Origin of the sequence: Longispora fulva (genome assembly GCF_015751905.1) — a bacterium.
Taxonomy (GTDB): Bacteria; Actinomycetota; Actinomycetes; order Mycobacteriales; family Micromonosporaceae; genus Longispora; species Longispora fulva.
This window is the reverse complement of sequence record NZ_JADOUF010000001.1, coordinates 87,277-109,916: the sequence shown is the minus strand read 5'-3', so window position 1 is coordinate 109,916 and position 22,640 is coordinate 87,277. Positions and strand designations below refer to the sequence as shown.

Genomic DNA, 22,640 nt, shown 5'->3' with positions numbered 1-22,640 from the left:
CTCCGCTCCGAGCAGTGGAAACCCTCCCGTCCCCGCGGCCGTCACGTGGCCGGTGTGTCCTCTCGAACGCGCGCGGCGATCCGCCGCGTTGAGGAGGAGCACCTGTGGCCAGGTGCGGTGGCCGACGGCATCGAACGATTCCAGCGCTATCTCCGCCAACCCGGGCGTGACCTGCGGCGCCCGTGGGCGGACTGCCCTTGTTGTGATCCACTCGAAGCCCGAGAGGAACTGGGGCAGGCCCTGCGCCTGCTGCCCCGGGGCGCTCGGATCGATCTTGAAGGGATCGTGGACCGGCTGGACGCGAACTTCCTCAGGCGCACCACCTGGAACCCGCAGGCCCGGTTCCACTCAGCGTGGGCCGCAGGTGCCTGGTGGCGGCAACGCTTCCTGGACGTGTAGCCCGGCCCGAGCCCGTCTACGACGTAGAGGATGGGCGGGGCTGAGAACACGATGTGCCTCAGCCCCGCCGGCGCATTGCCTACGACGACGTTCGTGGTCCGTGCACGCGGTAGAACCTGTCGACCGCCTCGGGGGTGATGACGGCCGCCTTCGCCGCCCACGCTTCCAGGCCGGCCAGCAGGTGGGCGCCGACCGGGTTGATCTCCCGTTCGCGGTGGACGTAAGGCGCCAGTGCCTCCCAGACGAGCATGACGCGCAGGCGCAGCATCAAAGTGACAGCTTGCTCGTCGAGGATCCCGAGCATGATCATCGTCCAGAACATCTGGTAGTAATACGCCACGTCCAATGCCGCACGGCGGGCGTCGTCCGGCAGGCCCGACAGACCCAGCCGCGGGTCGTGGGTGGTGGCGAGTCGGGCCGTGACGAAGTCGTGGCGGTCGTGGAAGTCAACCGACCGAAACTCGGTGAGCAGGGCCAGTACCGCGGGCACGTGATTGGCGTGCCGGGAGATCCGCACCTGCCGGATGGCCAGGGTGGTCGACAGACCGAGGGCGAGCAGCGAGACGGCGATGGCGACAACATTGACCAGAGTAGAAGCGTCCACCACCGCACGATAGATGCCGCACTGCGCCTCCTCGACCCCGCGCACAGGGCCACCAACCAGGCAAGCCATTGCCGTCTGCCCATCCCCGGAAGAGGGGGAACGAATCCCCGTCCTAGCTGCGCAGCCCGGAGGCGACACTGACCGCTGGGCGGCTCAGTCGAACACCGAGTCCGGCGGTCCTTGGACTGGATTCTTGCGGCGCTTCCCGACTGGCGTGAGGTTCATGATCCGGTCGCGGTCGAGGGTTGTGGGCAGGTATCCGTCAGCGTGCTGTGCCAGGAACTGGTCTACGGCTTCTCTGCGCAGGGAGATTACACCGCCGTTGACCCAGTCAGGGTCCTTTGCCAGCAGGAGGGCGAGGTCGGGGAAGGTCGGCCGGAGCTGGTTGTAGATCGCGGTGCGGCGCTCCTCGATGATCTCCCCGGCGCGGGTGACGACTTGGCGCACCTCGTAGGCGCGAGGCCCTTCCGCTTCCTCCAACGCTCGTAGCTCTGCGAGCAGGTCGATGGCTGCGGTCGTGCGGGCTTGGAACCGCACGGCGCGAAACTCCGCAGAGTCGGCCAGCCGGGTCGCGAGACCCTCAACGTCGACCTCGGCTCTGGAACGTGACTCCACGACAATCTCGGGCACGAGTGCTCTGATGCGATTGGCAAGGTCGGTGACCCAGTCGGCTTGTACCGACCACAGGTGCAGCACTGATCCAGCGACAAAAGCCAGTTCCACTTGGCTTACCTGGTCCGTCCGGGCTGCCGCCTCGGCGCGGAAGCCGTCGAGTTGACCCCAGACGTCTTCATCGAACTCGTCTTCGTCCAGACCGTCAAACAGGTCGTCGGGGTCAAGTGGCGTCGTCTCGATGTAAAACATGCGGGCACCTGCCGCACCGGCCAGGGCAAGGAAGTCCTTGGCTGTCATGTGTTCGCTGGTGAGTTCGACGGCGAACCCGCCGTCCTCGCCTGGAGTGACCGGGACGACCAGCATGTCCACGGCCCTTGCCTGGTCACTGATGGCGGTGGCGAGCGCGGATAACGCGTCTTGGCTCATGTCGGGCATTGTCGCTGCCAGCGAGGCAGGCCACCATCGATGCGACCGCTGTCCCTGTTCACTCGGCGTGGCGACGCGGCCACAGGTCTGGACTTGTTGTTCGGCCCGGTCGTGGAGGGCCGGTGATCGTCGCTCATGCCGTGCGACAGATATCCGATCGACACCTTCCGCCCCTTATCGATCACCGCTATCTAGATGTCGTGGATATCGAAATCGCGCAGACCGCCAACGCTGCCATGCCCTACGTGACTGCCGTGGTGGCCGCCTATGGCAAGGAGACGGTGGCCAAGATCCGCGACGTCGTGACGGATCGCCTGTCCGACGCGACCATCGACATAGGCCGCCGTGTCCTGGATCGGGTACTGAACAGGGACGAGTTGCGTGAGGTGATCGAAGGCGCCCTCGTTGACGTGGCCGCTGGCGAGGAGGACGCCGAAGTAGCACTGCGGTTGCAGATCCGCAAGGCATTGGCTGCAGACCCCGGCCTCGCCGTCGACGTCGCGGGCATCCTCGCGTCTGCGGGGAGCCACGTCCAGGCGCAAGGAGCCCGGTCCGTGGCCGTCGGCACCAACAGCGGCGTGATCCTCACTGGCGACCAGGCCGTCCATGTCGAAGCTCAGCACAACCACGGCACCGGGATGTTCATCGCCGGCAACGTCTACAACACGACGGGCTCATCGAGCGGGGAGGGCGAGTGACCTCCGCCACGGCTCCGCGCGAGCAGCACAATCACGGCTCAGGGACGTTCATCGCCGGTAACGTCCGCATCGAGAGCATGGACGCCAAGACCAAGGAGGCGCTGACGACGCTGTGCGAGAAGGCGCCGCAGCTCGGCGACCTTCTGGCCCGGGCGCTACGCGACGGTGTCATCAGCCCCGACACGGTTCGCGCGCTCGAGGCGGCCTCGAACAACATCAACAACGACGTTGCCGAAGCTCTCTGGGCTGCGTCCCGCAACATCGACCACGATGTAGCAGAAGCCTTCTGGGCGGTCTCCCGCAACATCAACCCCCAGGTCGCCGACCAACTGTCTTACGCCTCCAGCCAGCTCAATCAGGAGGTCGCCGACAAGATCTCAAACTCCGCCAGCAGTCTCAACGAGGCAGCAACCACCATCGAGCAGGCACTCAGCATGTTCCAGTCGGCGTCGAACACACTGTCCTCCACCCAGGCCAGCCGCAGTGGCTGGAAGGCAGTCGCAGACTCGATGAACGAGGCGGCGACCAACATGACGATGGCTAGCCAACGGCATGCCCAGATCGGATGGTCTTGGAAATCCTTCTACTGGGGCATGTCTGCAAGCCTCACCAGCGTGATCATCATCCTGCTGTTGGCATACCTGATCACACGCAACGCCTAGTAGTGCTTCGTCATGATCTGGGTTTGTCGCGGGTTCTCGTTGTGGGGAAGCGGGTTTGGCAGGTGGGGCATGCGCCGGTCAGTCGGGCGAGGAGTGCTTGCAGGTCGTGAAGCACGCCGTAGAGAGTCAGGCCGGCACGTGGGCTTTTGGGTGAAGCCGTTGCAGGGTGCAGAAGGCGTGAGCTGCGGCGACGAGGGTGACATGGTGGTGCCAGCCAGTCCATTTGCGGCCTTCGTAGTGATCGAGTCCTAGGGCGTAACTGGCGGATCTTGGGTTCGTTGTAACGGTGTGGCGAACGGTGATCTGACTGATGTTGAGTGGGCGGTGCTTGCGCCGCTGCTTCCGGTTGTCAATGTGAGGGCTCGGTCTGGTCGGCGGGAGCCGACTGCTCGGGCAGGTCAGGGGTGGGCCGCTCGTGCAGCCAGCGGCGCCGGCCCGCGCTGTGCACGACGTTGATGAGGATCCGGCGGGCGTAGGGGTCGATGCCGTCGCGGGCTCGACCCGCCGCCAGGCGGCGTAGAGCCGCAGCAGCGCGTTCTGGGTGTGGTCCTCGGCCCGGTGCCAGTCGCCGCACAGCAGGTACGCCAGTTTACGGAGCGCGGGCGCCCGGTTCTGGACATACGCCACGTAGTCGAGTTCCCAGTCGGCCGGGGACGATCTTCGTCTCATGCCCTCTCACACCCGCGAGCCCTCGGCGGAGGTTGCGTGGCCCACCGACAAATTTTCGGCGACCCGGCCCGATGGTACGGAGGGTTCGTCGTGCGACCGTGCCGAATCCACCGGAATGCTGCCGCTGATAGCGGCGGGAAGCCCGCCGCGAGGGGTGCTCCGGCCCGCCGCGCCGTCCTGGCGTGCCTTCGGTGGGCCGGAGTCCCGCTTCTCACGCGGCGGGGGCGAGCCCCTCGACGATCAGGTCCATGACCGACGAGTCCGCGAGGGTCGTCACGTCCCCGAAGGGCCGCCGCTCGGCCACGTCCCGCAGCAGCCGGCGCATGATCTTCCCGGACCGGGTCTTCGGCAGCTCCGGGACGAGGAGGATCTGCCGCGGCTTGGCGATCGCGCCGATCTGCTCGGCGACGTGCCCGCGCAGCCGGCCGACGAGTTCCTCGCCCAGCTCCGCGCTCTCCCGGAGGATCACGAACGCGACGATGCCCTGCCCGGTCGTGGCGTCCGAGGCGCCGACCACGGCGGCCTCCGCGACCGCCGGGTGGTTGACCAGGGCGGACTCGACCTCGGTGGTGGAGATCCGGTGGCCGGAGACGTTCATGACGTCGTCGACCCGGCCGAGCAGCCAGATGTCGCCGTCGGCGTCGCGCCGGGCCCCGTCGCCCGCGAAGTAGTTCTCGGGGTAGGTCGCCCAGTAGGTGTCGCGGTAGCGTTCCGGGTCGCCCCAGATGCCGCGCAGCATCGACGGCCACGGCTCGGTGAGGACCAGGTGGCCCACCTCCGTGGGCTGGCCGGCCTCGTCGAACACGTCGGCGGACACCCCGGGCAGGGGGCGCTGGGCCGCGCCGGGCTTGGTGGCGGTGGCGCCGGGCAGCGGCGAGATCATGATGGCGCCGGTCTCGGTCTGCCACCAGGTGTCCACGATCGGGCACCGGCCGCCGCCGATGTGTTCGTGGTACCAGCGCCAGGCCTCCGGGTTGATCGGCTCGCCGACGCTCCCCAGTAGACGGAGCGACGACAGGTCGTAGCCGGCCGGCAGCTCCTCGCCCCACTTCATGAACGTCCGGATCGCCGTCGGCGCGGTGTAGAGGATCGTCACCCCGTACTTCGCGACGAGCTCCCAGAACCGGCCGCGGTGCGGGGAGTCGGGGGTGCCCTCGTACATCACCTGGGTGGCGCCGTTGGCGAGCGGGCCGTACACCAGGTAGGAGTGGCCGGTGACCCAGCCGACGTCGGCGGTGCACCAGTACACGTCGGTCTCGGGTTTGAGGTCGAAGACGGCGTGGTGGGTGTAGGCGGCCTGGGTGAGGTAGCCGCCTGTGGTGTGCAGGATGCCCTTCGGCTTGGCCGTGGTGCCGGAGGTGTAGAGCACGAAGAGCGGGTGCTCCGCGTCGAACGCCCGGGCGTAGTGCGCCGTCGACGCCGTGCCGACCGTCTCGTGCCACCACAGGTCGCGCTCGGTCCACTCGACGTCCTGCCCGGTGCGCTGGACGACGAGCACGTTGAGCACGCCGGGGCAGCGGGCGACGGCCGCGTCCACCTGCGGTTTCAGGGCGCTCGCCGCGCCGCGCCGGAATCCGCCGTCCGCGGTGATCACCAGGCGGGCGTCGCAGTCGGTGATCCGGGCTGCCAGGGACTCGGCGGAGAAGCCGCCGAACACGACGGTGTGCGGGGCGCCGATCCGGGCGCAGGCGAGCATCGCGACCACGGCTTCCGGGATCATCGGCAGGTAGATCGCGACCCGTTCCCCCGCGTGCACGCCCAGCTCGGTGAGCACGTTGGCGGCCCGGCGGACCTCGTCGTGCAGATCGGCGTAGGTGATGGTGCGGGTGTCGCCGGGCTCGCCCTCCCAGTGGATGGCGACCCGGTCGCCGAGGCCTGCGGCGACGTGCCGGTCGACGCAGTTGACGGCGGCGTTGAGGGTGCCGCCGGTGAACCACTCGGCGTTCGGCGGCTCCCAGCGCAGTACCTCATCCCAGGGGCGTTCCCAGTCGAGCCGGGCGGCCTGGGTGGCCCAGAACGCGAGGCGGTCGGCGGGCTGGGCGTCGCTGGTCAGGTTGGCCCGCGCGGCGAAGTCGGCCGGCGGCGGATAGCTGTTGTCCATGATGTCTACTTCCGTCGGGTGAGGAGGCGGGTGTACCAGCGTCGGCGCGAGCCGAGCCAGCCGGCGACGATCTGGCGGGCGGCCTCGTCGGCGATGTCGATGGTGGAGCGGCGGCGGGTCACCGGGCACCCACGCCCGTCAGGGAACGCACCTCGAAGGCCTCGTAGCTGTCCTCGTCTGTGCGGCGGCGGGTCAACAGGGTGCCGACGACCGCGGCGAGGAAGCCGACCGGGATCGACACCAGGCCCGGGTTCTCCAGCGGGACAGGTGCGACAGTCGTGCAGCTGAACAGGGCCGTCGGGTTGCCGACCCCTTTGGAGGTGACCGGCACGTCGCAGGTGGCGGCCTGGGTGGCGGTGAGCTTCACGGCCGGCTTCGTGGCCGACGCGCCACCCCAGCAGACCGGGGACAGCGCGACGACACCGACGGCGGCGGCCAGCCCGACGTAGATGCCGGTGGTCGCGCCCCGGGTGTTGAAGCGCTTCCAGAACAGCGAGAAGCCGATCGCCGGCAGGTTCGCCGACGCGGCGATCGCGAAGGCCAGGGCGACCAGGAACGCGACGTTCAGGTCCCGGGCGAAGATCGACAGCACGATCGACACACCGCCGATCACGACGGCCGCGCCGCGGGCGACCCGCACCTCGCCCTTGTCGTCGGCCTCGCGCTGCGCTCCGTCGACGGCGGCGGCCCCGCGGCGGCGGAACACGTTCGCGTACAGGTCGTGGGCGAACGATGACGAGCTGGCGAGGGTCAGTCCGGCGACCACGGCGAGGATCGTGGCGAACGCGACCGCCGCGATGAACGCGAGCATGATCGAGCCGCCGGTGCTGCCGGCGCCGCCGCCGAGGACCTCGGCCAGCCGGGTCGCCGCGGTGTTGCCGCTCGGGTCGACCTTCTTGATCGCCGCTCCGCCGACCAGCGCCGCGGCGCCGAAGCCGAGGACCAGGGTCATCAGGTAGAACGTACCGATCAGGCCGATCGCCCAGATCACCGAGCGGCGGGCTGCCCGCGCGGTGGGCACCGTGTAGAACCGGACGAGGATGTGCGGCAGCCCGGCGGTGCCGAGTACCAGCGCGAAGCCGAGGCTGACCAGGTCGAGCTTGCTCCACGCGTCGGTGGCGCCGTACTTGAGCCCGGGCTGGAGGAACGCCTCGCCCTTGCCGGACTTCGTCGCCGCCGCGCCGAGCAGCTCGGAGATGTTGAAGTGGAACCTCGCGAGCACCAGCACGGTCATCAGCGCGGCGCCGCCCATCAGCAGACCGGCCTTGACGATCTGTACCCAGGTGGTGCCCTTCATGCCGCCGACCGTCACGTAGAAGATCATCAGCACGCCCACGCCCACGATCACCCAGATCTTCGCGCCGTCGCCGGTGACACCGAGCAGTAGCGAGACGACCGAGGCGGCGCCGACCATCTGCGCCACCAGGTAGAAGATCGATACCACGATGGTGGAGGCCCCGGCGGCGGTACGGACCGGGCGCTGGCGCATCCGCGCGGCGAGCACGTCGCCCATGGTGAACCGGCCGGAGTTGCGCAGCGGCTCGGCGACCAGCAGCAGCGCGACCAGCCAGGCGACGAGGAACCCGATGGAGTACAGGAACCCGTCGTAGCCGGTGAACGCGATGATCCCCGCGATGCCCAGGAACGACGCGGCGGACATGTAGTCGCCGCCGATCGCGAGCCCGTTCTGGAGGGGCGAGAACGACCGGCCGCCGGTGTAGAAGTCCGCGGCGGTCCGGTTGGACCGGCTGGCCCAGACGGTGATGCCGAGCGTGCCGGCCACGAACGCGAGGAACAGTCCGAGGGTCATCGCGTGCCCTCCGCGCGCAGCTCCGCGACGAGCGGGTCGAGCCGCCGGCGGGCGAACCGGGCATAGACCCCCGTGATCGCAAACGTCGACGCGAACTGGCCGAGCCCGAGCAGCAGCGCCATGTTGACGTGCCCGAACACCCTGACGGCCATGAACTCTCGGGCGTAGGCCGACAGCAGCACGTACGCGGCGAACCAGGCCAGGAATAGCACGGTCATCGGGAAGGCGAACCGCCGGAACCTGCCCCGCAGCTCGATGAATCGTGGATCAGTGGACGACATTGCCTGTGAACCCCCAGAGAAGTTTCCGAACGGAGCGGGCCACGCGGCCCCCGTCGACCCCGCGACCCGCTCCGATCGAAGATCCTGTCCGGCGGCGATCAATACCTGATCAACAACGGATGTCCGCGCGGCTCACCAGTCGTCGTCCAGGCTGAGCGGCTTCGGGCCGTCGTGGGTCGGGTGCTGCTCGACGGCCTCGTCGGCGGCTTGGACGTCGTCGACGGGTTCCGGTTCGGGGGTGCTCATCGGTGTTCCTCTCGGTCGGGTTGTCGGCACGGAGCCTGGCAGCGGGAGGTCAACAACGGATCAACGGCCGGCCGCGAGCTCCGCCAGGCCAGCCGCCAGCGGGCTGCCCGCCCGGGCCAGCGCCGCGTGCCCTTCCCGCCAGCAGTCCGCGGCGGCCCGGTGGTCGCCGGCCGCTTCGAGGGCCCGGCCGAGCACGCCCAGGGCCTGGCCCATGCCGACCTGGTCGCCGAGTTCGCGAAGCATGCGCGTCGACTCGGCGGCCGAGGCCGCGGCGTCCCCGGCCCGGCCGGCGTCGAGCTGCGCCTCGGCCAGCCGGAACAGCATCCAGCCCATGCCCCGGCCCCGGTAGCCCTCGGCGCGGTAGATCGCAAGGCTGGCCTGGTGGTAGTCGGCGGCGAGTTCCGGCTGGCCGGCCCGGCGCGCGATCCGGCCGAGGGTGTGCAGGGCATGCCCCTCGCCCTCGGCGAAACCGTGTTCGCGGTGCAGCGTCCGCGCGCGCTCCCCCGCCTCGAGGGCGTCGTCGAAACGGCCCAGGCCGGCGAGCGCGGCGGCCCGGTTCGCGAGGGTGCTGGCCGCACCGACCCCGTCGCCGGCCTCCTCGAACGCCACGAGGGCTTCCGCCCACAGCCCGGCGGCCTGCTCGGGCCGGCCCATCGCCATCGCCACGCTGCCGGACAGTCGGCTGATGTAGGCCAGGTTGAGCGCGTCGCCGGCCTGCGCGGCGCGGCGCCGGACGCCGGGCAGCTCCGCCTCGACGTCGGCCACCCGGCCCCGGGCCTGCAGCAGAGTGCAGCCGACGCCCCGGGCCCGGCCCTCGGCCCACCGGTCACCGACCCGGGCCGCCGCCGCGCCCACCGTGCGCGCCGCGTGTTCGGTCTCCGACCAGTGGTGGTCCCAGTCCAGGGTGTCGCGCAGCCCGAACAGCAGGTCGGCGGCCACCCGGACCGGCGGCTCGGGCCAGCCGGCCACCTGGCGCACGGCCTCGAGGAGCGCGGAGTGCTCCGCGGCCAGCCAGCGGCGGGCGGCGTCGCGGTCGGCGAGCCGTTCCCCGGGCGACGTGGTATCGGCCAGCTGGCCGACGAGCGTCGCGCTGCCCGGCACCGCGACCCGGATCAGGGACTTCACGGTCGCCAGGTAGTCCTCGAGCAGGGCCCGGATCACCGCCGTGCGCTCCGCCGCCGGCTCGGTGGCCGCCGCGAGCTTGCGGGCCACGACCCGGACCAGGTCGTGAAAGCGGTACCGGCCAGGCGCCCGCGCGCCGAGGAGGCTCAGATCCACGAGCCGCTCCATCAGGGACTCGGCGGCCGGTTCCGCGACGCCGAGCAGCACGGAGGCGGCTCGCACGGACAGCGAGGCGGCCTCCGGCAGAGCCAGCAGCCGGAGGGCCCGGGCGAGTTCCGGTTCGAGGGTGTCGTAGCCCGCGAGGATCGTCGCCTCGACCGCCAGGTCGCCGGCGCGCAGCTCGTCGAGCCGGTGCCGCTCGTCGGTAAGCCGGTCCACGACGGTGCCGATGCGCCACTCGGGCCGCGCCGCCAACCGCGCGCCGGCGATCCGGACCGCGAGCGGCAGGTGGTCGCAGAGCCGGACGAGGTCGATGGCGGCGTCCGGCTCCGCCGCGGTCCGGTGCCCGCCGACGATCCGGCCGAGGAGGTCGAGCGCGTCGTTGACGGGCAGCGCGTCGAGGTGGACGACGTGCGAGGCGTGCAGGTCGACGAGGCGCGCCCGGCTGGTCACGACGACCACGCAGCCGGCGGTACCGGGCAGCAGCGACCGGACCTGCGCGGCGTCGCGGGCGTTGTCGAGGACGACGAGCACCCGCCGGTCGGCCACTGTGGACCGGAAGAGGGCGGCCCGCTCGGCGAGGTCGTCGGGCAGCCGCTCGATCGGCACGCCGAACGCCGCCAGGAACGCGGCCAGCACCGCGTCCGCCTCGCGGGGCGCCGGACCGACGCCGCGTAGGTCGACGTAGAGCTGGCCGTCCGGGAAGCGGTCCCGGACCAGGTGCGCGAGGTGTAGCGCGAACGTCGTCTTGCCCGCCCCGCCCGCGCCCGACACGGCCACCACGCTCATCGGCCGCTGCCCGGCGCCGGTGAGCACCGCGCGGGCCGCGTCCACCTCTCCGGCCCGGCCGGTGAAGTCGGGCACGTCGGCGGGCAGCTGCGCCGGCACGGCCACCTCCGCGCCCGCGTCGGGCACGGTCCCGTTGAGGATCTGGTGGTGGAGTTCACGCAGCGCCGAGCCGGGGTCGGCGCCAAGCTCCTCGACCAGCAGCTCGTGGGTGTCGGCGAAGGCCTTCAGCGCCTCACCCTGCCGGCCGGACCGGTACAGCGCCAGCATCTGGCTCGCCCGCAGCCCCTCCCTGAGCGGATGCCGGGCGGTGAGCTCGGCCAGCTCGCCGACCAGCCGGGCATGCCGACCCAGATGAAGATCCAGTTCTATCCGGTACTCCAGAGCAGCCAGCCACTCCTCCGTCAGCCGGTCGCGCTGCGCGGCGGCGTACGGCCCCGGCACGCCGGCCAGCGGCTCGCCCTGCCACAGCGCGAGGGCGTCGTGCACGAGCCCGGCCGCCGTGCCCGGGTCGGTGGCCCGCCGGGCCGCCGCGATCCGGCCCTCGAAGGTCGCCAGGTCCAGTTCCGGCGCGTCGAGCACGTAGCCGCCAGCCGCCGAGCGGAGCGTCTCCGGGCCGAGTACCGCGCGCAGTCGCGACGTGTAGGTGCGCAGCGCGCCGACCGCGCGGGGTGGCGGGTCGGTCTCCCACAGCGCGTCGACCAGCTCGTCGACCGTCGCCAGCCGGCCCCGGCGGAGCAGCAGGACGCTCAGGACCGCGCGTTGTTGCGGGGCACCGACGTTCAGTTCGGAGTCGCCCCGCCACGCGCGGACCGAGCCGAGCACCTCGAAACGCAGTGTGTCCATCATGCCGGCGACGGTGTCAGCCGGCGATCAACACCGGATCAACCGCGCCGGGAGCGGGCCCGATGCCCCATCGCGGTGGCCCGCTTCCCGGCGCGGCGGTCATGGTGCCGGGGGCCCCGCCGGCTCGCGCCAGGTGACGGGCCGCGCCCCGAGCGGCGGCTCGTCGAGGACCGCCTCGCCGAACACCCGGTTGATCGAGCTGGAGCCGTTGGCGGTGATGTCGGCGCCGTAGATGTGCAGCGAGACCGCGCGGGTCCTGCCCGGGTTGGAGACCCGGTGGATGTCCTCGTGCGGCGGCTGGAGCATCGTGACCCGGCCGGCGGTGCTGGTGGTCTGGCCGTCGGGGACCAGATAGCGGCGGCGCTTGCCGGGTACCCGCCACAGCCGGAAGACCTCGTCGAGCTCGCAGCCCTCCAGCACTCCGACGACGCACCAGGCGATGTGGTCGTGGATCGAGGTCTGCTGGCCGGGCATCCAGGTCAGCGCCAGCACCGAGTGGCTCGGGCCCGAGTACAGGACGCGCTGGCTGTAACCGGTCGCCTCGCCGGCGCACAGCTCCGGGTCCAGGTCCAGCCCCGCCGCGAGGTGCTTGCGGAGCAGGTCGGCGGCGGTCGGCGCGTACAGCACGCCCGACTCGGCGTACCGGCGCAGGTCGGCGAGCAGCTCGGTGATCCGGGGACTCACGCGGCGGCCCGGATCCGCGCCATGGTCCGCTCGTACCCGATGGCTCCGATCTGTCGCCAGACCAGCTGGACGGGCACGGGGAGCTTGGCCAGGAAGGCGGCCCGCTCGTCCTGGTCGGCGTCCTCCAGGATCGCGCCGAGCGCCATCAGCAGCCGGTCCTGTGGCAGGCCGGCCATGCCATGCTTGCCGAGCTGGTCCCACTCCTCAACGCTGAGATGCTCGGCGGCGAGGGGCAGGATGAGCTGCTCCTCGTCGTCGAGGTGAGCGGTGAGTTCGAGGGCCAGTTCGGTGAGCAGTCGGGCCAGCCGCTCGCGGCGCACGACCTCGGGGCTGATGCGCCAGGCGGCCAGCGGCACGCCCAGGCCGTCGATCAGCTGGGCGACCCGGACATGCTGGTCGGTCATCCGGTCCACCAGCAGGCCGTCGATCCGGACCCGCTCGCGCAACTTCGGCCACAGCAGCTCGTCCTCGGTGCGGTGGTGGCGGTGCAGCCCGACGAGCAGGGTGTCGATGTGCACGGCCAGCTCGGCGGCGCGCCGGTGGTCGCCGGGCTCGACGTCGCGGATCAGGCTCGGGGCCAGGGCGAACTCGCGGCGGTACACCCGGTGCACCAGGATCATGTCGTGGGTGTCAGGGCGGTGGTCGGTCATGCCAGCCATGGTCACCGACGGTGATCAACGCTGGTTCAACGCTTGATCAACAGCCCCGCGCGGTGCGGCCCTCCCCGGTGCGCGGCCTCGGCCCCGGGCTCGTCGAGGTAGTGCGCGAGCAGCCGGTCGAGCGCGGCGGCCCGCTCGGCCGGCGAGTCCTCGTACTTGCCGCACTTGCGGGCGTACAGCCGGAGCAGGTCGTGGTAGTCGTACTGCCCGGCAGCCGGGGTGCGCAGCAGGCCGCAGTCGACCAGCGACTCCAGCAGCTCGTCGGCGGCCCGCGCCGGCCGGTCGAGCAGCGCCGCCGCGGCGGCCAGGGACACCAGCCCGGCCGGCGCGACGGCCAGCAGCCGGAACGCCCGCGCGGACTCCTGGTCGAGCTGGCGGTAGCTGAGCGCGAAGGCGGCCTCGACGGTGAAGTCGCCGGCCCGGAGCTGGTCGAGCCGGCCCGATTCGTCGGCCAGGCGCTCGGACAGGGCGGCCACCGACCAGCCGGGCCGCTTGGCCAGCCGCGCGCCGGCCACCCGCAGCGCCAGCGGCAGGCCGCCGCAGGCCGCGGCGACCGCGTCGGCCGCGTCCGGTTCGGCGGCGATCCGGCCCGGGCCAACGATCCGCGCCAGCAGATCCACCGACGACGACCGGGACAGGGCGGTGAGCTCGACCGCCTCCGCGCCCGCCAGACCGTCGAGCGCGGTCCGGCTCGTGATCAGGACGGAGCTGCCGGCCGCTCCGGGCAGCAGCGGCGTGACCTGCGCCAGGTCGCGGGCGTTGTCCAGCACGACCAGCAGCTCGCGGTCGGCGAGCATGCTCCGGTACAGCGCCGCCCGCCCGGGCAGGCCGTCGGGCACCTCGGCGCCCAGGGCTCGGAGGAAGTCGGCGAGCACGTCGGCCGGGTCCCGGGGGTCCGCGTCGACGCCGCGCAGGTCGACATGGAGCTGGCCGTCCGGGTACCGGTTCCGCCAGTGGTGGGCGAGGGTGAGCGCCACCGCGGTCTTGCCCACCCCGCCGGGCCCGGTGAGCGCCACGATCGGCGGCGTCCGGCCGGCGAGCGCGCCGATCACGGCGTCCCGACCGGTCAGGTCCGTCGGGGCCGCCGGGAGCTGCGCCGGCCGGGGCGCGGCACCGCGCGGGGCGACCACCATCTCCTCGGTGAGGATCTGGCGGTGGACCTCCCGGAGCTCAGGGCCCGGCTCGCAGCCGAGCTCCTCCGTGAGGATCCGGCGCGCATCGGCGTAGACCGCGAGGGCGTCGGACTGGCGGCCCGACTGGTACAGCGCCGTCATCAGCTGGCCCCGCCACCGCTCGCGGAGCGGCTGCTCGGCGATCAGGGCGGTCAACTCCACGATCACGTCCGCGCCTCGTCCGGCCGCCAGGTCGGCGTCGATCCGGGCTTCGACGACCTGGCCGATCCGTTCGAGGAGCCGGGCGCGGTGCCGTTCGGCGAGCGGGCCCGGCACGCCCGCGAGGGGTTCGCCCCGGTGCAGCGCGAGGGCGGCGGACAGCCGGCCGGCCGCGACGTGCTCCTCGAACTCGTCGAGGTCGAGCGCGCCGGCCGGCACGGTCGCCGCGTAGCCGCCGGCCCGGTGGATGATGTCCACCCCGCTGCCGGCGAGCTGGCCGCGCAGCCGGGACGCGTAGGTGCGGATCACCCCGATGGCGCGGGCCGGCGGGTCCTCCGACCAGATGCCGTCGACGAGCTGGTCCACGGGCACGGTGCGGCCGCCGGCCACGAGCAGCGTGGTGAGGAACGCCAGCTGCTGCCGGGCTCCGAGCGGCGTCTCCACCCCGCCCACATAGCCGCGAACCGGACCCAGTAGATCGAATCGGACGGCATGCACGCGCCATGCACCTCCTCCGGCCGTAGACCAGTCAACAATCCTGCCCTATAGAGCGGGGTGGATCACCGCCCGGACCCTCCGCGTGTCTCCTGTAGCCTGCTCCGCTGGGGGTGATCATGTTAGGGGCGTTGATCAACGGGCGGTACCGGCTGACCGACCGGATCGCCGTCGGCGGAATGGGACAGGTGTGGCGCGCCACCGACCTGGTGCTCGACCGGACCGTCGCGGTGAAGCTGCTGCGAGCCGAGTTCGCCGGCCGGCCCGGTTTCGGTGACCGGTTCCGGGCCGAGGCCCGGCTGACGGCGACGATCCGGCATCCCGGCGTGGTGCGGATCCACGACTACGGCGAGCTGGACGGCGCCGGCTACCTGGTGATGGAGTTCGTCGAGGGCGAGAGCCTGGCCGCGCTGCTGGACCGGGTGGGCACGCTCGAACCCGCCCGGACCATGGAGCTCCTCGCCCAGGCGGCCGAGGCGCTCGCGGCCGCGCACCGCCACGGCATCATCCACCGCGACATCAAGCCGGCCAACCTGCTGATCCGCGCGGACGGCGGCCTGGTGCTCACCGATTTCGGCATCGCACACGCCGCCGGCACCGATCCGGGCACCACACTCGGAGACCTGGTCGGCACGGCCAGCTACCTGGCACCCGAGCAGGCGACCGGCGACGAGGTCACCCCGGCCGCCGACCTGTACTCGCTCGGCGTCGTCGGCTACCGGTGCCTGACCGGCAACCCGCCCTTCACCGGCGACAATCCGATCCAGATCGCCGTCAAGCACATCCAGGCGAGCCCCGCGCCGCTGCCCGTCAGCGTGCCCGCCGGGGTCCGCGAGGTGGTGGAGCGGGCGATGCGCAAGGCGCCCGGTGAGCGGTACGCCGACGCGACCGCGTTCGCGGTGGCCGCACGGAAGGCCGGCGACACTCCGGCGGGCCGCTCCGGCCACCTCCGGCTCCGGACCCGGTTCGCGATGGCCGCGGCGGTGGTCGTCGCCTCGGCGCTGGTGGCCGGCGCCCAGGCCTGGACCGGCGGCCGGAGCGGAGTCGCGGGGCCCGACCTCGCCGCTCGGCCGGCCGCGTTGAGCACCGCCCCGCTGTCCTACCCGGGTGCCGCCCCGACCCCGGGTCCCACGCCCTCGCCGAGCAGGTCGGCCGGCCCGTCGAGCCGGCCGTCGACGCCGGGCACCGCGGGCTCCCCGGAAGCCTCGGCGACGCCCTCCCGGCCCGGACCTTCGGCCGGGCCCACCCTCACCCCCACCCCGAGCCCGTCCGCGCCGCCGGTCGCGGCGTGCGCCGGGATCAAGAGCTTCGTGGACGACTGGTACCTCGACCTGTACAACAACCAGCTCACCGACGGCAACCAGGTGCTGACCTACATCTGGTCGGGCAGCACCCGAGGAAACAACCAGCGGTTCTGCCTGCACACCTACCCCGATGGCACCACGGCGATCACGCCGATGGACGCACCCGACACCTTCGTGCTGGACAAGGACACCCACAGCAATCGGGTACAGCTGTGGCACATCGACGGCGGCCGCGACGCCTACCTCGCCGACAACGGGCTGCCGGCGAACGAGAAGTGGTGGCTGCGCAACAAGCGCGACGGCTGGGTCCAGCTCGTCAGCGTGAACACCGGCGAGTGCCTGACCAACACCTCGGCCAACGGCACGCCCGGCCAGGTGACCGTGACCGCGTGCACCGAGTCGACCAGCCAGTACTGGAAGCTGAACTCGACGGAGTCGGGCTGAGCACAGTGGACCTGCGACCCCGGTTCCGACAGTTCCTGCTCGTCGCGCTGCTCGCCGCCGCCAGCCTGGTCGTGCCGACCGGCCCGGCCGCGGCGTTCGGCACCGCGATGCGGATCAGGAACGTCGACACCGGCCGGGTGATCGCCGTGGCCGGGGCCGACCTCGCCGCCGACGGGGTCAACCTGGTCTCGGCGGCCTATGTCGGCGACTGGTCCCAGACCTTCTTCGAGTACACCCTCGGCCATCCACACTCGAAGCTGGTGAACCGGGCGCCGAACGGCCTGGAACGGGTCTTCGACCAGAAGGTCGAGGACGGCAGGACCGTGACCCTGTGGGGCAACTGCTGCAACGACAACCAGAAGTGGTGGATGGGCATCGTCGACAACATCCCCAACGCCTACAAGATCGTCAACCTCCAATCCGGCAACTGCGTCACCGACGTCGGCGCCGGCCGGCCGCTCGAAACGCGGCCGTGCCAGCCGGGCCAGCCCCAGAGCTGGCTGTTCGACACGTCGCCGCCCCCGGCACCGGCCCCGCCCCCGCCAGTCACCCCGAATGCCCCGAACACCCCGACCCGGGCGCCAGCCACCGCGGTCGCCCCCGCCGTCCCCGGCCGGACCGAGAGCGCCCGCACGGCCGCCCCCGTCAGCCCGGCGAGCAGCGGTACGCCACCGGTGGCGCCGTCCGCCACCAGCGCGGCGACCGGCCCGGCCACGACGGCGGGCGGCCCGGGCAGGACGGGCATCGCGCCCTGGTGGTGGGTACTGCTCGCCGGCATACTGCTCGCCGGCGGGATGCTGGCGCCGCCGATCTGCCGCCGACTCTGGGCGCGCCGCGGTCCGAAGAGCCCGCCGGCCCCGGTCACCCCGCTCGCGCCTCCGGCGAACGACGCCACCACCGTCGCGCGCCCCGTCGGTGAGCCCGAGCCGATGACCGACATCGGCGGGCGGTACCGCCTGCTCCGCCGGATCGCGGCCGGCGGCATGGGCGGAGTCTGGCTCGGCACGGACCTCGTCCTCGAACGGTCCGTCGCCGTCAAGCTGCTGCACGCCGAGCTCGCCGGCCAGCCCGGATTCCTCGCCCGGTTCCGGAGCGAGGCCCGGATCATGGCCGGGCTGGACCACCCCAACGTGGCCCGGATCCACGACTACGGCGAGACCGCCGACGGCGCGCCCTACCTGGTGATGGAGTACGTCGACGGCAGCACCCTCGGCGCGCTCCTCGACGAGGAGCCCACTCTCGACCCCGCGCGGACCCTGGACCTGCTGGCCCAGGCCGCCGACGCGCTGTCCGCCGCGCACGCCCTCGGCGTGGTGCACCGCGACGTCAAGCCGGCCAACCTGCTGCTCCGCCCCGACGGCACCCTGGTGCTCACCGACTTCGGGATCGCGCGCGGCCTGCGGGCCGACCACGAGACCACGGCCGGCGCGGTACTGGGCACGGCCGCCTACCTCGCCCCCGAGCAGGCGGCCGGCGAGCCGGTCACCCCGGCGGCCGACCTGTACAGCCTCGGTGTCGTCGGCTACCGCTGCCTGACCGGCCGGCCGCCGTTCACCGCGGACCACCCGGTACGGGTCGCACTGAAGCACATCCACGAGCCGCCGCCCCCGCTGCCGGCCACGGTGCCGAAGGCGGTCCGCGCCGTGATCGAGAAGGCGATGGCGAAGGACCCGGCGCTGCGGTACGACAGCGCTCAGTCCCTGGCCGCCGCGGCCCGGCACGCCCAGCACTGATCCGCCCCCGTGCCACGCGGGCACGGGGGCGGACCGGTCACCGTACTAGAAGGTCCACCGCTGCGAGTCGGTCTGGTTGCAGGCGTACACCTGGAGCGGGGTGCTGTTGTTGCGGTTCCCGTTGGTCACGTCCATGCAGACGCCGCCCTCGTGGGCGAAGGCCTGGGTGTTCGGGTCGTACTACCAGCGCTGGGCGGCGGTGCCGTTGCAGCCCCAGAGCCGGACCGGGCTGCCCTGACCGGCCCAGGCGTCCAGGCAGAAGTCGGTGCCGGCGAGCTTGATCTCACCGTTGCCCTGCACCGACCAGTGCTGGGCGTCGGTACCGTTGCAGTCGTAGGACTGGATCTTCGCGCCGTTGTAGCGGTTGTTCTGATCCAGGTCCACGCACTTGCCGGGGAACGCCGACCGCCCGGCCCGCACGTTCCACTGCTGCGGCGATACCGGCACCATCGCCTGGTGTGAACCTGCGCTTGCCCAGCCCCTTCCACGCACCGCCGATGGGACCAGGCGCCGCCTTGGATGTCCCCATTCGCATCTTTAGATCGACATCTGACGATATCGTCAGATGCACGCCCAGACAATTGCTATACGTGTCCGGTCGACTACCCGACATCGGCCGCGACGTAGGCCGTCGATACTGTTCACAAAGCTGTGTCGCCGCTCAGCGACGCTGCCGTGGTCGCACGTCCACAACACAGGAGATCGCCGATGGTGGAGCCATACTGGGACTGGTTCGACCAGATGCTCGCCGCCGACAGTCGTGCCCTTGGCGGAGAACCGTGTCGGATCTGCCAGCAGCCGATCTCACCAACGGCACATCCGAAGCAACGCGACCGGCATGTGTGCTCTCCACGCTGCAATGATTCGCTCAAGCGCCGCTTCAAACGTCGGATTGAGCGAGGCGAGATCCCTGGGTACCAGCCACATGCTGGCACGCTGGCGATAATGAGTGAGCGCGCCAGTCGCGCGCCACAGATCTTCCGCACGGTCAGGGAAGCCGAGTTCCCCTACGAACACAGTTGGTTCCCGATCGTCGGCGACGTCATCGAACGCCATGGCGTGACGAGCCACTACGTACCGCTAGATCAGATACCGTGGCTGCCCGACCATCTGGCATGGGTACTGGCCGATACAAAACTTCCCGCAGCCCGGGTACTGGGCGTTCTCTGTCCCGACGCGCGCATGTGGACGGTCCACTTCATCGAAACCACCGGTGAAACCATACGCCTGGCCATGGCCGAGGTCTGGGCCTACGACACTCCGACTGGACAGCGCACCTACGGCAGCGAGCCGCTAACCGGGGTTGACCTGTACCAGGGCATCGAGATGATCAAAGACGTCGACGACGCTGGCCAGGAATACCAGTGGGATGCCACCGTATTCAGCCCGGCCCGGCCGGAAAAGCTATGGACGCCCGCCCGGATGGACCTGTCCCAGAAGCGATCCCGCACCACCAGAGCGAAGAACGCCTACCAAGCGCGCAAGCGCGCACTCGGCATTCATGCTGCGGCTGCCGACGAGGTTGACCCGCAGGACATCTACGACCGCGACGACTGGATCTGCCAACTCTGCCAGCACCCGGTTGAGCGCCGCTATCTATGGCCGCATCCCATGTCGATCACCCTTGACCACGTGCTCCCAGTGACTCGTGGAGGGAGTCATTCGACTACGAACCTGCAGACAGCACACTGGATCTGCAACCTCCGCAAAGGCAACGCACCCTGACAGGAGGCATCCGCAATGGTCTCACCAGAGGATCAGCAGGTTGACGCGCTGATGCTGCGCCAGCGTCAGGACATGTATCTGGCAAACCACTACACCACCGCGCATATCACCGTGGTCAGCGTCGCACTCGGCGTCGCCGGCATCTCCGCCGCCAGTCTGCTGTCATCCTCGCCGCCGTTCGCGGAAGTCCACGCACTACTCGCCGTCCTGTGGATCGTCAGCCTGCTCGCCACCACGGTCGCCTTCGCCGGAGCAATGATCGGCTCGATCACGCTGCCACCCCGCGTGCCAGCCGTCGTGGACCTGGGCCCGCCGCTACTCCTGGCCCTGTGCGAGTTTCTCTTGTTCTCGATCCTCGCCTACCAGGTGACGGGGCTTTCCTCACCTCGCGCCCTACTCATTGGCTGGTGGTTCACCTTCGGCGCCTACGGCATGCTGGCCGCCGGCCAGGTCTGGCGCGTCCATCACCTCGTCGACCCCAGGACCTTCGCACGGTTCAGGCCACGGCTACGCGATGACATCTGGAAAGCCGCCGGTACCGGGGTCTTCGGAACCGTGATCGGCACGATCCACGCCCTAACCCCCAGACTGCCGCAGGCGCTTGAGTTCGCTTTCGCCGCCCTCGCCGGCCTGGCTATGGTCGTCGCGCTTACCTCACACAGCCTGAGCGCCAGCCAACTTCGAACTGACCTGGGCCGACGCTGATCCCCGGGCTATGGCGTTGACCCAGAAGGTCCTACAGCAGCGTCTTGCCCGCCGCGCCCGGTCTGGCCGCACCGTCGACGGCGACGCAGATCCCAAACACCCGATTATGGCTGGTCCACCCGTTGACCCGACCCCGGCTATTGCTGATCTGCACCCGCCCCTTGCTCCGGTGGTTTGGGCAGCCGTAAGGGGCCCCGGGGTGACGGGCGAGGCTGGCCCCGTCCGGGGTGTCTTTAGGGATGAGGGTTGGGGTGGATGACGGTCATATCTGGCCCCACCTGCAGGTTGATGCTCTGCGATGGGTGTGGCGGAGCTATTTGGCCCCTGGCCCACCTTCCATGATTGATCTTGGCGGCATGGGTCGCTGAGTGGGTGCGAAACCTATAGTCAGATCTCGAATCGACGTAGCCACCACGGATGCCATGGGAACGCGAACGGGTCGTTGACAGTCCGGCCAAGGACAAGGGCATCGATCGGCTCAAGTGCTGTGCGTAGTTCCCGCCGGGCTTTGGGGCGGAGGTTTCGCAGGGCCTGTTCGAGGAGGCTGCGAATGTGGCCGGTAGGGACGTCGGCGTATCCGTAGCGCCACTCCTCGGCGTTACGAGATCGCCGGGCGCGGCTCGACCAGCGCTGGAAGGCTAGGGCGATATCCCCCTTGGGAAGTCCGCGCTGACGCTCGAAGTCACCTATCTGCCGATTGGTCGACGCCGACAAGCCCTTGATGACCGTCCGTCTATGGTGCCGGGTATCGCGCTGGTGGAGCTGTGACCGGATTTCGCCTGGTGCTCGGCGAGGCATTGAACTTCCATGCATGGCTGCTCGGATGTGTGCTGAAACCATAGTGCAGGGTGGTGTGGAAGGCCAGCCCGACCGCGTCGGGGCCTTCCCATCCTCCGGTTGCTACCTCGGTCTTCCCGGTGATGACAGGGCCCGGCCGAGGGAGTGCTCGACCGGGCCGTGGGCCTGTTGCTCGCCGCCTCAGGCGGCGGCTGCGAGTTGGGCTCGGGTGTGGGCGAGGCGGTAGGACTCTGTGCCGGTCTGGATGATGTTCCCGCCGAACGTGAGCCGGTCGACGATCGCGGCGCAAAGCCTGGGGTCGGTGAACGTCTTCGTCCAGCCGGAGAACGATTCGTTGCTGGCGATCGCGACGCTCGCGTTCTCCTCCCGCTCTGTGAGCACCTGGAACAGCAGCTCAGCACCCCTGCGGTCGAGTTCCATATAGCCCAGTTCGTCGATCTATCCCGATGTCGGGATAGGTCGACGACATCGGCATGCTCCCCGCCGGCCAGGACGCCGCCGAAGCGTTCTACCGGATCATCGACGCCGCATACGAGCGACGCTCGATCGCCGTGACGAGCAATATCCACCCGTCCGGATTCGATTCGATCATGCCGAAGACCCTGGCCACCGCCACCACCGACCGGCTCCTGCACCACGCCCACCTCGTCCCGACCAAGGGCGACAGCCACCGCCTCGCCGAAGCCCTCGCAGGCAAAGGAGTGATCCCCTTGAACTAGCCACCCACCTGGAAAACCGGCGACCACCGACCCGGACGGCCTACCGGCCGCCCACCCGGAGATCCCACGGGCCGCCCATCCGGAGAAACCGTGTCCACCCAGCCGGCGGCCTCGCGGCCACCAGCCCGGGGGACGTCATGACCGTTGACACGTACTCGATTCGAAGGGGAAATTCATGAGCCAACGGCCACGCGGTCGGCCTGCGCTGCTGCCACCCGACCAGGGTGTTGGCCTGTCGGTTCGGTGGGCGCTCATCGGCACCGTGTCGATCGGACTCGGTATCCTCGCTGGCGTCGTGTCCAGTGTCGTGCTCGGCGCTGCAGTTGGCCCACGGGCCGATCTGATAGTGGGATTGCCCCCTGGCATTGCCGCCGGGTTGGCCACAGCCGGTGGCCTGCACCGGCTCATCGGCAAGTAGCACCATCCGCGCCCCGAGACTGCCCTGATGGCGGCCTCGGGGGCGCAAGCAGGCACACGCGGGTATCAACTTGGTGGATCCAACAGCGACGGCGAGGCAGACACGATCGCCTGCACGAAGTGTCTACGACTTTTACCTCTACGCTCGGGCGGATCGGGCCACCGTGTGTCCGGCACGAGCGTAGAGCGGTTGGGGAACCCC

Annotated in this window: 19 protein-coding genes and 2 pseudogenes; 8 read left to right on the top strand and 13 right to left on the bottom strand. The window is 70.7% G+C overall.

Going from position 1 to position 22,640, the window contains the following annotated elements:
* The first annotated feature begins 54 nt into the window (after positions 1-54).
* Positions 55-399 carry a hypothetical protein gene (locus IW245_RS00430; protein ID WP_197001200.1) on the top strand — a complete coding sequence of 115 codons (345 nt, stop codon included), beginning with the start codon at positions 55-57 and terminating at the stop codon, positions 397-399.
* A gap of 79 nt (positions 400-478) precedes the next feature.
* On the opposite strand, the gene IW245_RS00425 is transcribed toward IW245_RS00430, so the two are convergent.
* A complete protein-coding gene (locus IW245_RS00425) occupies positions 479-1,048 on the bottom strand; it encodes a DUF4760 domain-containing protein (protein WP_197001199.1) in 570 nt (189 codons plus the stop codon).
* 108 nt (positions 1,049-1,156) lie between these two features.
* The gene (locus tag IW245_RS00420; RefSeq protein WP_197001198.1) at positions 1,157-2,044 is read right to left on the bottom strand and encodes a hypothetical protein; all 888 of its coding nucleotides are present in this window, start codon (positions 2,042-2,044) and stop codon (positions 1,157-1,159) included.
* 200 nt (positions 2,045-2,244) lie between these two features.
* Here IW245_RS00420 and IW245_RS00415 point away from each other — a divergent pair, with 200 nt between their 5' ends.
* Both IW245_RS00415 and IW245_RS00410 read left to right on the top strand, forming a co-directional pair.
* Complete coding sequence (locus IW245_RS00415; protein WP_197001197.1) at positions 2,245-2,742, top strand: hypothetical protein; 498 nt, start codon at positions 2,245-2,247, stop codon at positions 2,740-2,742.
* Positions 2,739-3,404, top strand: a complete 666-nt coding sequence (locus IW245_RS00410) for a hypothetical protein (RefSeq protein WP_197001196.1) — start codon at positions 2,739-2,741, stop codon at positions 3,402-3,404. Before IW245_RS00415 ends, IW245_RS00410 begins: the two co-directional genes overlap by 4 nt.
* Before the next feature lie 349 nt (positions 3,405-3,753).
* Here the strand turns inward: IW245_RS00410 and IW245_RS40105 are convergent, their stop codons facing one another.
* From IW245_RS40105 to IW245_RS00370, 9 genes and pseudogenes are all read right to left on the bottom strand, one after another.
* Entirely contained in the window at positions 3,754-3,978 is a 225-nt protein-coding gene (locus IW245_RS40105) for a SigE family RNA polymerase sigma factor (protein WP_231400880.1), read from the bottom strand.
* Positions 3,948-4,073: pseudogene (locus IW245_RS42540) on the bottom strand (hypothetical protein); the annotation flags it as partial. The pseudogene IW245_RS42540 and the gene IW245_RS40105, both read right to left, overlap by 31 nt.
* 211 nt (positions 4,074-4,284) lie before the next feature.
* Positions 4,285-6,174, bottom strand: a complete 1,890-nt coding sequence (gene acs, locus IW245_RS00400; protein WP_197001194.1) for an acetate--CoA ligase — start codon at positions 6,172-6,174, stop codon at positions 4,285-4,287.
* A 118-nt stretch (positions 6,175-6,292) separates the two neighbouring features.
* Positions 6,293-7,984, bottom strand: coding sequence for a monocarboxylic acid transporter (locus IW245_RS00395; protein WP_197001193.1), 1,692 nt, complete (start codon positions 7,982-7,984; stop codon positions 6,293-6,295).
* Positions 7,981-8,265 (bottom strand): DUF485 domain-containing protein, encoded by a 285-nt coding sequence (locus IW245_RS00390; protein WP_197001192.1) that lies wholly within the window; start codon positions 8,263-8,265, stop codon positions 7,981-7,983. Before IW245_RS00390 ends, IW245_RS00395 begins: the two co-directional genes overlap by 4 nt.
* A gap of 306 nt (positions 8,266-8,571) precedes the next feature.
* Positions 8,572-11,427: an AfsR/SARP family transcriptional regulator gene (locus tag IW245_RS00385; protein ID WP_197001191.1), complete on the bottom strand. Its 2,856-nt coding sequence runs from the start codon at positions 11,425-11,427 to the stop codon at positions 8,572-8,574.
* A gap of 96 nt (positions 11,428-11,523) precedes the next feature.
* On the bottom strand, positions 11,524-12,108 hold the full coding sequence (locus tag IW245_RS40100) for a cysteine dioxygenase family protein (RefSeq protein WP_197001190.1): 585 nt from the start codon (positions 12,106-12,108) through the stop codon (positions 11,524-11,526).
* Positions 12,105-12,758: a hemerythrin domain-containing protein gene (locus IW245_RS00375; RefSeq protein WP_197001189.1), complete on the bottom strand. Its 654-nt coding sequence runs from the start codon at positions 12,756-12,758 to the stop codon at positions 12,105-12,107. The genes IW245_RS40100 and IW245_RS00375 overlap by 4 nt, the downstream gene beginning before the upstream one ends.
* A 35-nt stretch (positions 12,759-12,793) precedes the next feature.
* The gene (locus IW245_RS00370; protein WP_197001188.1) at positions 12,794-14,596 is read right to left on the bottom strand and encodes an AfsR/SARP family transcriptional regulator; all 1,803 of its coding nucleotides are present in this window, start codon (positions 14,594-14,596) and stop codon (positions 12,794-12,796) included.
* A gap of 116 nt (positions 14,597-14,712) precedes the next feature.
* Between IW245_RS00370 and IW245_RS00365 the strand changes: the two genes are divergently transcribed.
* A complete protein-coding gene (locus IW245_RS00365; RefSeq protein WP_197001187.1) occupies positions 14,713-16,341 on the top strand; it encodes a serine/threonine protein kinase in 1,629 nt (542 codons plus the stop codon).
* On the top strand, positions 16,287-18,074 hold the full coding sequence (locus tag IW245_RS41960; RefSeq protein ID WP_197001186.1) for a protein kinase domain-containing protein: 1,788 nt from the start codon (positions 16,287-16,289) through the stop codon (positions 18,072-18,074). The genes IW245_RS00365 and IW245_RS41960 overlap by 55 nt, the downstream gene beginning before the upstream one ends.
* A gap of 180 nt (positions 18,075-18,254) precedes the next feature.
* Here the strand turns inward: IW245_RS41960 and IW245_RS00355 are convergent, their stop codons facing one another.
* A complete protein-coding gene (locus tag IW245_RS00355; RefSeq protein ID WP_197001185.1) occupies positions 18,255-18,524 on the bottom strand; it encodes a ricin-type beta-trefoil lectin domain protein in 270 nt (89 codons plus the stop codon).
* Positions 18,525-19,019: 495 nt separating this feature from the next.
* Here IW245_RS00355 and IW245_RS00350 point away from each other — a divergent pair, with 495 nt between their 5' ends.
* Entirely contained in the window at positions 19,020-19,799 is a 780-nt protein-coding gene (locus IW245_RS00350) for an HNH endonuclease (RefSeq protein WP_197001184.1), read from the top strand.
* A 15-nt stretch (positions 19,800-19,814) separates the two neighbouring features.
* A complete protein-coding gene (locus IW245_RS00345) occupies positions 19,815-20,504 on the top strand; it encodes a hypothetical protein (RefSeq protein ID WP_197001183.1) in 690 nt (229 codons plus the stop codon).
* A 978-nt stretch (positions 20,505-21,482) separates the two neighbouring features.
* Here IW245_RS00345 and IW245_RS00340 read toward each other — a convergent pair.
* Positions 21,483-21,740, bottom strand: a pseudogene (locus tag IW245_RS00340) (ATP-binding protein); the annotation flags it as partial.
* Between the two features lie 29 nt (positions 21,741-21,769).
* On the opposite strand from IW245_RS00340, the gene IW245_RS00335 reads away from it, so the two are divergent.
* On the top strand, positions 21,770-22,021 hold the full coding sequence (locus IW245_RS00335; protein ID WP_307788951.1) for an ATP-binding protein: 252 nt from the start codon (positions 21,770-21,772) through the stop codon (positions 22,019-22,021).
* The last annotated feature ends 619 nt before the right edge of the window (positions 22,022-22,640 follow it).

Bases quoted from the DNA above. Each gene is read 5' to 3' on its own strand.
- IW245_RS00385 (WP_197001191.1), bottom strand. From the start codon at position 11,427: ATGATGGACACACTGCGTTTCGAGGTGCTCGGCTCGGTCCGCGCGTGG.
- IW245_RS00390 (WP_197001192.1), bottom strand. From the start codon at position 8,265: ATGTCGTCCACTGATCCACGATTCATCGAGCTGCGGGGCAGGTTCCGG.
- IW245_RS00355 (WP_197001185.1), bottom strand. From the start codon at position 18,524: ATGGTGCCGGTATCGCCGCAGCAGTGGAACGTGCGGGCCGGGCGGTCG.
- IW245_RS00350 (WP_197001184.1), top strand. From the start codon at position 19,020: ATGAGTGAGCGCGCCAGTCGCGCGCCACAGATCTTCCGCACGGTCAGG.
- IW245_RS00345 (WP_197001183.1), top strand. From the start codon at position 19,815: ATGGTCTCACCAGAGGATCAGCAGGTTGACGCGCTGATGCTGCGCCAG.
- IW245_RS00375 (WP_197001189.1), bottom strand. From the start codon at position 12,758: ATGACCGACCACCGCCCTGACACCCACGACATGATCCTGGTGCACCGG.
- IW245_RS00365 (WP_197001187.1), top strand. From the start codon at position 14,713: ATGTTAGGGGCGTTGATCAACGGGCGGTACCGGCTGACCGACCGGATC.
- IW245_RS00420 (WP_197001198.1), bottom strand. From the start codon at position 2,044: ATGAGCCAAGACGCGTTATCCGCGCTCGCCACCGCCATCAGTGACCAG.
- IW245_RS00395 (WP_197001193.1), bottom strand. From the start codon at position 7,984: ATGACCCTCGGACTGTTCCTCGCGTTCGTGGCCGGCACGCTCGGCATC.
- acs (WP_197001194.1), bottom strand. From the start codon at position 6,174: ATGGACAACAGCTATCCGCCGCCGGCCGACTTCGCCGCGCGGGCCAAC.